We start from the raw sequence: 10,592 nt of genomic DNA, 5'->3' as shown, positions 1-10,592 counted from the left end.
CCCCCAATTATTAAGATATCCTTACGACAACAGGGCGTGCGGGAGTCCAGGTCTTCCCCGGCCCATTGCCACGAGGCGCGCGTGATGATCCATGACACCCATCAACCGGAGGCAGCTGGGCAAGATGAGCCTCAAGCCGCAGAAGCCCAAGGGCGATATCTTCTGGCCGTGCATGAAGCGCTGACCCGGTTACTCGAGGACGGAGACTCTCCGGGCTGGAAACGGGTCAGAAGCTCAAAATCCGCATTGGTGGCCCAAACCACGCAGGCGCCATTCTTCTATGCGAAGATCTTCTTCCCACGCCGCTGGTACGAAGGCGTCAAAACCCTTTTCCGCGGCGATCGGGCCTATCGCACCGATTGGCGTACTCATGCACTGCGCAGCGCGGGGTTTTCGGCGCCGGCCGTCGTGCTGCGCGGGCGAGTGGCCAACTTGCCGTTCGTCATTACTGAAGCCGCGCCCGGCATGTCACTGGCAAAGTATCTGGACCAGCGTGCGCGAGTGCCCCGACTGGCCGGCCAGCCGCTCGCCGACTGGCGCGCTGCGCTGCGCAGCCTCGGCCGGGAAATCGGCCGATTGCATCAGGCTGGTTTTTTCCATACCGAGTTGCGCACGAGCAATATCCAGATCGAGTCGCGGCCACAGGGTGCGGCCCGTTTTTCCTTTATTGACAACGAAGGGACGCGGCGCTTCCGGCACATTCCCCGGTGGCGGCGAGTCAAGAATCTGGCGCAGCTCAACATGGACCATCCACACATCAGCCGAACCGACCGCATGCGTGTCTTTCGTGCCTATCTCGATGCGATGGGCCAAGGCCATGCGCGAAATCAGCTGGCCTGGGAAATTCACCAGCGTACCCAACGCCGGCTCATGGAAAACGCCAGTCGCCGTGCCGCCGACGGATCGCAGCGCTCGGATCGCAACGCCGCATCGATCCGCCCCTAGCGGAATCAACCGAGGCGCTGCAGCCGGTCCCAAGCGTCCAGTGGCGGCAGTTCCTGCAGCTGCGTGCTGTCGGCAAAGGCGCGCAGCCGACGGAACACCCGTTCACGAACGAATCCCTCGGGCTGATTCTTGTCGACCACGTAAGCCGTCCATTCGGCGTAGGCATCGGTAAAGGTCATCACCGAGTAGCCGTGGTGGCCGAGATCGGCAAAGCGGATGTGCGGATTGAGCGCGCCGAGCAGTTGATTCCCGATCGGAACATCGATTTTCGGGTTGCGCGGATCACGCTTGAGCGCCGTATTGATGGCGTCGAGACCGCCGGCAGAGGTGATCGAGGTGGTCATGAACTCGACGCCGATGGTATTGGCCGGATCCTGATTGTTGGCCTGGCGGTAGTCCACTTTGAGATGGGCCACGATGTGCGAATGAAAATCCCCGCTCAGCACTACCAGATTGGGCCGGCTGCCATCGCGCATGGCCTCGGCCAGATAATGGCGCTCGGCCTGATAGCCATCCCAGGCATCCAGATTGAGCGGGATCCGCCGATCCGCTCTTCCAACGCTGAGTTCCGCCATCAGCGTCTGGTTCCCCCAAACGCGCCAGCGGGCGTTGGACGCGAGTGTCTCCGTCACGAGCCAGTCGCGCTGAGCGGTGCCGAGCATGGTTTGATCGGTATTGGTGTAGTTGCGGCAGCCGATCGGGACATAGCGCTCGCGCACGTCTCCTTCGCCGCAAGGGTGAGGTGAGCGGTAACTGCGGCCATCCAGCATGAAGAGATCCACCAGCGTGCCAAACGAGAAACGCCGATGGATCGCGTAGAAATCATGGGGGTGCGTCGCTGCCGGATTGACGGTGACGCGGGCGGGAATGAACTCCAGCCAGGCCTTGCGGGCATCCATGGCCAACCCCTTCAGCAAGTTGGGATCGTTGCCATAGATCGGATCCACGGTGTAGGGATGATCGGGCGCGCCCAAGGTGTCGCGGGCGGCGTCCCAATAGCAGTCATTGGCCGTTTCGTGATCGTCCCAGACCGCGATGAATGTGTGGTTCTCCATGCAGCGCTGCAGGTCGGCATCGCTGCGGTAGGTGCGATGGAGATGGCGATAATCCGCCAGATCGAGCGCCACGATGCCGTCGCTCGGCAGCAAAATGGTGCGGTCGGCGAATGGCAGCGACTGAAAGCGGGGGTCGCCCGCCGTTTCATAGATGAAATCGCCCACGTGCACGACGAAATCGACATCATCCCGGTCAGCCAGTTTGCGCAGCGCCGTATAGTAGCCGTTGGTGTAATCCTGACAGGTCAGTACCGCCAGCTTGATCTTGTCCGGCGTCATGCCCGCCGCCGGCGCGGTGCGGCAGCGTCCCGTCGGGCTGACCGCTTCGCCATAGATAAACCGGTAGTAGTAGCGGGCATCGCTGCCCAGCTGGCCGTCGAGATCAACCTTGACGGTATAGTCATCCTGAGGTCCGATCAGGTTGCCGGCGACCGTCCCTTCCATGACGATGTGGCGAAAGAAACGGTCTTTGGCGACCTGAAAGCGAAGCGGCTCGATGGCGCGGTAGAAGGCCGGATCGATGCGCGTCCAGAGGATCACCCCGGTGGGGGACGGATCGCCGGAAGCCACCGACAGCGAAAAGACCTGCCGGTTGGCCGCCTCGCGCGCTGGAACGGTCGGCGCCGTTGCAGCATTGAGCGTCCTGTGAAAAGTCAAGGCATACGGGGCCACCAGACCCAGTCCCAGCAAACCCAGCACCTGTCGACGATCCATGATTCCTCCCACTTTTCACCGCTGCGCCCGGGAATTGTTTGGCCCGAGCATCCTCTAACACCCCAACACTGCCAGGAACACCTTAAACCGCTCCTATGAAACAATGTTTAAAACGTCGGCCTTTGTGGACACTTCTGATCCTGATGCTGTGTAGCGGATGGGCGTTCGCCAGTGATCTCGACCCGTCTGCCCGGAGCGAACTGCATCGAAGCTTTACGCTGACACATGAGGGACGTGCTCGGCACTATGAGGTGCAACTCCCGTCGGAGACCGCGGCCGGTCCCATGCCGGTGATCCTGGCCATCCACGGTGCCACCGGCTCCCTTGAAACCTATCGTAAAGTGGCCAATCTCGAACCGCTTGCCCACCGGGAAGGGGTTCTTGTGGTTTATCCCCAAGGCAACCGGCGTGGAAACGTCCTGCTGTGGAACGCGGGTGCATGCTGCCTGCCCGATCTGAATCCCCCGGACGATGTCGGCTTCATCCTGCGCGTACTCGATGATGTTGCGCAGCATTTCACCATCGACCCACGGCGCGTGTATGCCGTCGGCATGTCCAACGGCGCCATGATGACCTATCGACTGGCGACCGAAGCGCCCGAGCGCTTCGCGGCCGTTGCGACGGTCGCCGGTCCCATGGCGCTACGGCACTTCAAACCGCGCGCGCCGATCTCGATCATGCACATCCAGAGCGTCGACGACCCCATTCTTCCCTTTGGAGGCCGACGTTTCCTGCCGGTCCCCCTGCCGAGCGGCCTGAAAACGATCCAGCGTTGGGTGCAGTATGCCCATTGTCCATCAGAACCGGTCACCGAAACCGTGCGCCATGCACCGCCGGGTGAACCCCGGTCGTGGCAAGCCACCCGGAAACACTGGACGCCGTGCGACGATGGTACCGAAATCGTGCTGTGGAAACTCGAGGGCGCTGGCCACGTGTGGCCTGGCGGTTACCAGCCTCCCCATCTGCGCACCTTGGCCGGCGAGGAATATGATGTCATCGATGCCAGCCGGGAAATCTGGCAGTTCTTCAAGCGCCATCATCGATCGGCTGCATCGTCCCCGGGAGTTTTTGAATCATGATGCGTCCCCAACGACTGCTGGAGCGTGTCCAGCCCGCCGCTGCGTCGATTGTCGGTCAACGCCACCGCCTCACTGAACTCATCCGTACCGCGGCCAGAACCGCAGCCCGGGCGCTAGATCGGTATCCTGCATTCGCTGAAATCAGCGAATCGCTGGAAACCGCACTCCGTCTGCTCAAAGCCTACGCACAGGGCCGCTACCGGGAAATCCCCTATCGGTCGATTCTCGCATTGACGGCCGGGCTGATTTATCTGGTCATGCCGCTTGATGCGGTGCCCGACATTCTGATCACCATCGGATTCATGGATGACCTCGCCGTGTTATCCGTGGTCATCCGCCAGATCAGTCATGATCTGGAAGCGTTCCGGGCCTGGGAATCGGCACAAGAGGGCGCAACGCCAGCCAAGCCCTTGCACCTGCCGCGCGTTGTGGAATGAACGCGGACGCAGTGAGCGCCATCGGCTGCCCGGCTGGACGCTGAATCATCGGGTCTCACCGATGGCCATCACGCGCCGTTGATTCCCGCCGAGCCACCGTCGCATCGGCAAAGCCGCCTGATCGTATGGTTGATATCGGCATGCGGACCCCGCGGTCTCGCAAGCAGAGCGCCCTGCATCGCTCAAGCTCCCGTCGGCGCGCTGACCTCGAACACCGCCTGTGCCACACGGTTTCGCCCCGCCCGCTTGGCGGCATAGAGCGCGCCATCAGCCATTCGAAGCAGATCCGTTTCCCCCCCGCAGTCCTGTCCTTGCACGTCCGCCACGCCGATGCTGACGGTCACCCGGCCCAGCGGGGATTCGGCGTGGGGAATGGCGGCATCCCAGATCATGCGGCGGATGCGCTCGGCAACACTAAACCCGCCGGCAAGCGGCGTAGCCGGCAGAATGATGGCGAATTCCTCGCCGCCATAACGCGCCACGAGATCGCCGCTGCGACGAATGGCGCAGGCGATGGTCGCCGCGACTTGTTTCAGGCAGGCATCGCCGGCCAGATGGCCATAATGGTCGTTGTACTGCTTGAAATAATCGATATCCAGCAACAGCAGTGCCATTGCATCGTAGGGCACAGGGGCGGGTGCGCTCTGATCGGCCAACTGAGCGCGCCGGGCGCGCCGCCATTCTTCGTGCAACGCTTCATCGAATCGGCGACGGTTTGCAACTTCGGTCAGGCCATCGACCATGGATAAGCGGCTCAGACGGCCGTTGGCAAGCTCCAGTGCACGGCTTTTTTCGTCGAGTTCCCGCGTCTGCCGTTCGATCAGGCCGTGGTTGTCACGCTGTGCACGCAGCATCGCCGCAATGAGCCGCTTCTTGGATTGGGCGTTGCCGTTGGTGATGGCCCCGATCAGCCAACTGACGAGCCAGGCGCACCAAAAAAGGGCAAACAACAAGCCATCGACCTTCCCCTCACCCGGCGCAAGCTGATAGGTAACCCAGACGATCGCCTGAACGATTGCCCCCACGAACAGGGTCGAACCAAAGCCAGCGCCCAGGCCCAGGAACGCGGTTGTGGTCGGCACCAGCAAGGTCATGAGCATGACGCCGAACAGCGAAAAGCCATCCCACCAAACGAATCCGAGCGCCAGCAAGCCATGACCCAGAACGAATCCTCGATCGGCGCTACCAAAGGACCACATCATCCGCTGGCAGAGACTGGTTCGAAAGTAGACGTACTGGGCGATCGTCCAGGCAATCGCCAAACTCATGAACACATCCTGCGCTTCCTGCGAGAGGTTCAGGAGCCGGTAGCGACGTGCGAGGAAAACCAGCACGAAGAACAATGCCCAAGTGATCACGGCCAGCGGAATTCCACGCATCGCTTCTCGCCGATGCCGGGTGAGTATCGCTTCGTTCTTGCCCAGGTCCCCACCCGGTAAGGCCGGTTCCGTCACCTCGTCCATCCCCATCCGGGCCCTGTCATTCCGCCCCTGTTCAGTCTCGCTCATCGTGTCGCCTCGTGACCCACGCACTCGGCAAGGGCCATGACGCAGCGGTTCCGTCCGCCCCGCTTCGCTTGATAGAGCGCGGCGTCCGCTGCGTTGATCAGTTCTTCAGGACTTGTTGCAGCCTGTTTGTCGGCCGCGGCGATGCCCAGGCTGATGGTCACATGATCACCGGTGGTGGAATCGGCATGGGGAATGGCCAAGCCGGCAATCGCCTGGCGAATCCGCTCAGCCACCTGGCAGGCACCTTCGCGGGGCGTGCCGGGGAGCAGCACGGCGAATTCCTCTCCACCATAACGCGCCACCAGATCACTGGAACGGCTGATGGCGCTGCTGATCGCCTGTGCGATACGCCGCAGACATTCGTCCCCCACGGGATGCCCGTAGCGATCGTTGTAAGCCTTGAAGTGATCCACATCGATCAGGATCAGCGCCAGATCTTCCAGATCAGCCGGTTGGCGAGCGGGCTGGGTTCCGAGGCTGGCCCGGTTGCGGCGTCGCCACTCCTCCACCACCGCCTCATCGAAGCGGCGCCGATTGGCCACGTGTGTCAATCCGTCCATCACGGACATCCGCTGCAGCGCGTCGTTGACGCGTGCCAGCTCGGCCGTACGATCGTCGAGACGGGATTTCTGATTCTGAATGATCTCGGTGGCGACACGTTGCTGGCGCAACAGATCGACCACCATGTACTTCTTGCGGCGATGAATTCCGTTGACCGCGGCGCCCACACACCAACCGACCATCACCACCGCAATGAACAGGAAAAAAACTGGGGGAGACAAGGTCATCGGCAACGGCGGCAATAACCAGTAGGCGGCCATCAAGACGACACACATGACGATGCCGTAGGCCAAGGTGGGACGAAACCCGAAGTTGAGCCCAAGATAGGCTGGACCTGCCGGCATGCCCATCGCCATCAGCAACGCGAACTGGTAACTGAATCGATCCATGACCAGATAGATCGCCACCAACACCACGTGGATTCCGATGCTCATGCCCCCGACTGTGTTGAACCGGAGGCCGGTCGTTAGGCACAGGGACGTTCGGAAATAGAGATCATGGACCAGAAGCAGGGTGGCCACCGCAGTGTAGATGGGAAGACTCTGCTGCCATTGCAGATTGCTCATGCCAAATTGCAGAGTCAGCCATTGCAGCAATGCGATGGAAATCCAGATCGGCACGCTGGTCAGCGACGCGCGCCGTGCGAGACGGCGTTTACGGTCCAAGTCATTGTCGCTATCGGTCATTCGACACAATCCATCACAGAACGGCACCCACCGGCCTCGGTCGAACAGGTTAGCGGGCATATCCGGCGGGATCTTTAGGATCGATTTCGGGGAAGAGGCAAGGCACCTGCGGCTTGGCCCGGACATTGCTTGATATTTCATGCAGGCCCCATCTTCAGGGTGGCGCGGCCAATGCCAGACCCGGCACGCCGGGTCATTGCTCAACCTCGCGTCGAGCCAGTCGATGCATTAAGGCAAGCCCCCGTCACCGGCCTTGAATCTCGGCACAGATGCACCAGAATTGTGCGAACCGGTTCCGGATTTCCTGGAACACCGTGTCAGATCAACCGTCTAAAGGGCCAGCATCATTGCCGCATCTCAGTGCAGGAGATTGCCATGCCCAGCAAGTCCACCGAACCTGATTCACGCGCCCTGATCGCTTCCCTGGAAGCTTATTCACGGGAGCACAAAGCCATTCGCTGGCGTGGAAACCTGCGCCAATTCCTGGCCGAGGTTCTGCCTGCTTCACCGCATCTGCTCGCGCGCAACAGTCATCAGTACATGTGGGATATGCTGCGCTGGAAGCATCGCAGCATGACCGGCGATCAAAACCCGGATTCCGCTCCCACCGGCCTGTTTCAGCAGGAGCTGTACGGAGTGGACACTGCGCTGACCCGCGTCGTGGATTACTTCAAGGCGGCCAGTGCGGGAACCGAAGTCGGACGCCGTCTGCTGCTGCTGCTGGGCCCACCCTCGGGCGGTAAGTCAAGCATGGTCATCCTGATCAAACGCGGGCTGGAGGAGTACAGCCATACGGACGAAGGCGCGCTGTATGGACTCGAGGGTTGCCCCGTGCACGGCAATCCGCTGCACCTGATTCCGCACAGCCTGCGCCCCTCGTTCCGGGACACTTTCGGCATCGAGATCGTCGGCGAAGTCTCGCCCTATACGCGTGAACGACTGGAGCGCGAGTTTGCGGGCGACTTCATGCAGTTTCCGGTCGAGCGCATCTTTCTGGCCGAAGCCGACCGCATGGGTGTTGGCACTTACGCCCCGCATGATCCCACCACCGCTGACATCGCTGACCTGGTAGGGTCGGTCGATCTGTCCAAGGTGGCCGAAATCGGCGATGAGGGTGATCCGCGCGCATGGTCCTGGTCGGGCGCCGTCTACGCGGCCAGTCGGGGCATGCTGGAGATGATCGAAATTCTCAAGGTCAAGCGTGAATTCCTTTATCTGTTGCTGACCCTGACGCAGGAAAAGAACGTCAAAGTCTCTCGCTTCCCGTTGATCTATCTGGATGAGACGATCATTGCCCATACCAACCTGGCGGAGTTCCACAAGTTCATCCAGGAAAAGGAGAACGAAGCGCTGCTCGACCGCATGGTCATCGTCCAGGTGCCCTACACGCTCGATTATCGCGATGAATCACAGATCTATCGCAAGCTGATTGCGGGGGCCAGTGCTTTCTACAATGTCCATATCGATCCCCATGCCCTGCAGGTCGCCGCGGTGTTCGCTGTGCTGACGCGACTGGAAGAAACCGAAAAGCTCGAACTGGCGCAGAAGGTGCGCCTGTATGCCGGTGAGAATGTCGAAGGCATGGGCGGCGGGGAAATGGAGCGTATGCGCGCCGAACATCCCGAGGAAGGCCTTTCGGGCGTCAGTCCACGGTTCGTGATCAATGCGCTTTCCAATGCGATTGTGCGTAACAAGGTCTCCAGCCTGACCACCATGGAGGTTCTGCTGGCGATCAAGGACGCGATCGATTCCGACGCGCGCATGGATCCGAAACAGAAGCGGCGCTGGATCGACTTCCTGGTGGCGGCTCGCAAGGACTTCTACAACCGCTGGGTCAAGCAAGATGTCCACAAGGCACTGTTCGCCTCATTCGAGGAAGAAGCCCAGGGGCTACTCGACAAGTATCTGGATGAAGTCGAAGCCACACTTGATCGGCGCGAACTGATCGACCCGGTTACCGGTGAGAAACGCAAACCCGATGAGCGTTTCCTGCGCCAGGTCGAAGAAAAGATCAAGATCTCCGACTCCGGCAAGGAATCGTTCCGTCAGGAGGTCGTGCGCAAGGCCATGGTGGCCTACAAGCAGGGAGACAAGTTCACGCTCGACAGTCACGCACGTCTGCACGAGGCCATCGAGCAATACCTGTTCGAGGAACGTCGCGACGTGCTGCGGCTGGTGAGTTCGACCAGCCGCCCCGACGATGAGGCACGCAAGAAGATCAGCGCGGTTCAGGAACGCCTGGTCAAGGAGTACGGCTATGACGACTACAGCGCGGAAGAAGCGCTGAACTACGTCACCACCCTGTTGTCCCAAGAATAATGGCCAGTAATGGCCTGTTTCTTGAATGGTTCTTGCTGACAAAGCAATGCAGAGAGACGGACAAGGACGGCCTGAAACGTTCATCTTGCCATATGGAAAGGGCGCCGCCCTTTCCCATGGGGGAGATCCATGCCCGACCATCATGAACATCTTTGGTATGACCTGTTTTCCCGTGGCGCTCGCGACTGGCTTCGCCATAATGCCAAGATCCGAGCCTCGGTGCGGGAGCAACTGCCGCGCCTGATTGCAGAAGCCGATATTCTCTCGACCGACGGCAATCGCCGCGTGCGCATGCCGGTCCGGTTTCTCGAGCACCATCGTTTCAAGCTCAGCCAGGATCAGGAACAGTCCGGCGTCGGTCAGGGCAAGGCGTCCCCGGGCGATACGCTCGGCTCACCCGTGCCACAACCCGGCGGAACGGATGAGGGGGGTGGCGGCAACGATCAGGGCGGCGTCGAGTTCGTGGTCGAGATGAAAGTCGATGAAATCGTCGACTGGATCTGGGAAGAATTGAAACTGCCTGAACTCGAACCGCGTGCGAGCAGCATCCTGGAAGAAGAGGACTGGACGCGCGAAGGCTGGGATAAACGCGGTGCTCGCGCACGCCTGGACCGCCGCCGCACGATGAAAGAAGCCATCAAGCGGCGCGCCGTTCAGCCGGAACCCGCCGCGCCCTTCACCAATGACGATCTGCGGTATCGGCAGATCAAACGACGCATGCGTCCGAACACGCAGGCCGTCGTGTTGTTCGGCCTGGATGCTTCCAGCTCCATGGGCGAGCGTGAACGTGTGCTCGCCAAAACGTTTTTTTTCTGGGTCCTGCAAGGCATCCGGCGCCGCTACAGCCAATTGGAAACCGCCTTCATCGGTCACACCGTGGAAGCCTGGGAGTTCAGCGAAGAAGAATTCTTTCAAGTCAGTGGACAAGGCGGAACCGTGGCGTCAACCTGTTTTCGCAAGGCGCTGGAAATCATCGAGGCCCGCTATCCACCGGCCCAGTACAACGTGTACTTCTTCTATGCCTCCGATGGCGAGAACTTCCAGGATGATCACGAACTGGCCGTCAACAGCTTGCACGCCTTGTCCGAACTGGCCAATTTCTCCGGCTATATCGAAGTCGCGACCCCCAGCCCGATGCAGCGCTACCTGGAAACCTCGCGGGTCTTCGATGAAGTGGTTTCGGATCCCCAGCGTGGTGCACGTTTCAGCCTGACCCAGGAAGAAGATATCTGGGAGGCAATCCGGGCCTTCTTCGGAACCCAAACTCAGGCTGCTTGAGCGAGAGGCG

Annotated in this window: 8 protein-coding genes; 5 read left to right on the top strand and 3 right to left on the bottom strand. The window is 60.8% G+C overall.

The features are described from left to right. The first annotated feature begins 84 nt into the window (after nt 1-84). Nucleotides 85-945: a lipopolysaccharide kinase InaA family protein gene (locus E4680_RS03645; RefSeq protein ID WP_135281018.1), complete on the top strand. Its 861-nt coding sequence runs from the start codon at nt 85-87 to the stop codon at nt 943-945. A 5-nt stretch (nt 946-950) separates the two neighbouring features. Here E4680_RS03645 and E4680_RS03640 read toward each other — a convergent pair whose 3' ends face one another. Continuing rightward, a complete protein-coding gene (locus E4680_RS03640; protein WP_135281017.1) occupies nt 951-2,714 on the bottom strand; it encodes an alkaline phosphatase D family protein in 1,764 nt (587 codons plus the stop codon). Between the two features lie 95 nt (nt 2,715-2,809). Between E4680_RS03640 and E4680_RS03635 the strand changes: the two genes are divergently transcribed. Then, on the top strand, nt 2,810-3,793 hold the full coding sequence (locus tag E4680_RS03635) for an extracellular catalytic domain type 1 short-chain-length polyhydroxyalkanoate depolymerase (protein WP_135281016.1): 984 nt from the start codon (nt 2,810-2,812) through the stop codon (nt 3,791-3,793). Then, complete coding sequence (locus E4680_RS03630; RefSeq protein ID WP_135281015.1) at nt 3,790-4,230, top strand: YkvA family protein; 441 nt, start codon at nt 3,790-3,792, stop codon at nt 4,228-4,230. Before E4680_RS03635 ends, E4680_RS03630 begins: the two co-directional genes overlap by 4 nt. Nucleotides 4,231-4,412: 182 nt before the next feature. Here the strand turns inward: E4680_RS03630 and E4680_RS03625 are convergent, their stop codons facing one another. Continuing rightward, nucleotides 4,413-5,738 carry a GGDEF domain-containing protein gene (locus tag E4680_RS03625; RefSeq protein ID WP_135281014.1) on the bottom strand — a complete coding sequence of 442 codons (1,326 nt, stop codon included), beginning with the start codon at nt 5,736-5,738 and terminating at the stop codon, nt 4,413-4,415. Then, complete coding sequence (locus tag E4680_RS03620) at nt 5,735-6,985, bottom strand: GGDEF domain-containing protein (RefSeq protein WP_167792362.1); 1,251 nt, start codon at nt 6,983-6,985, stop codon at nt 5,735-5,737. Before E4680_RS03620 ends, E4680_RS03625 begins: the two co-directional genes overlap by 4 nt. A gap of 375 nt (nt 6,986-7,360) precedes the next feature. Here E4680_RS03620 and E4680_RS03615 point away from each other — a divergent pair, with 375 nt between their 5' ends. Together E4680_RS03615 and E4680_RS03610 are read left to right on the top strand one after the other, a co-directional pair. After that, complete coding sequence (locus tag E4680_RS03615; RefSeq protein ID WP_135281012.1) at nt 7,361-9,304, top strand: serine protein kinase; 1,944 nt, start codon at nt 7,361-7,363, stop codon at nt 9,302-9,304. 129 nt (nt 9,305-9,433) lie between these two features. Further along, nucleotides 9,434-10,582, top strand: coding sequence for a DUF444 family protein (locus E4680_RS03610; protein WP_135281011.1), 1,149 nt, complete (start codon nt 9,434-9,436; stop codon nt 10,580-10,582). Nucleotides 10,583-10,592: the final 10 nt, after the last annotated feature.

The organism is Candidatus Macondimonas diazotrophica, from assembly GCF_004684205.1.
GTDB lineage: Bacteria > Pseudomonadota > Gammaproteobacteria > UBA5335 > UBA5335 > Macondimonas > Macondimonas diazotrophica.
The sequence above is the reverse complement of the archived record's forward strand: the minus strand, read 5'-3'. Positions and strand labels throughout refer to the sequence as shown.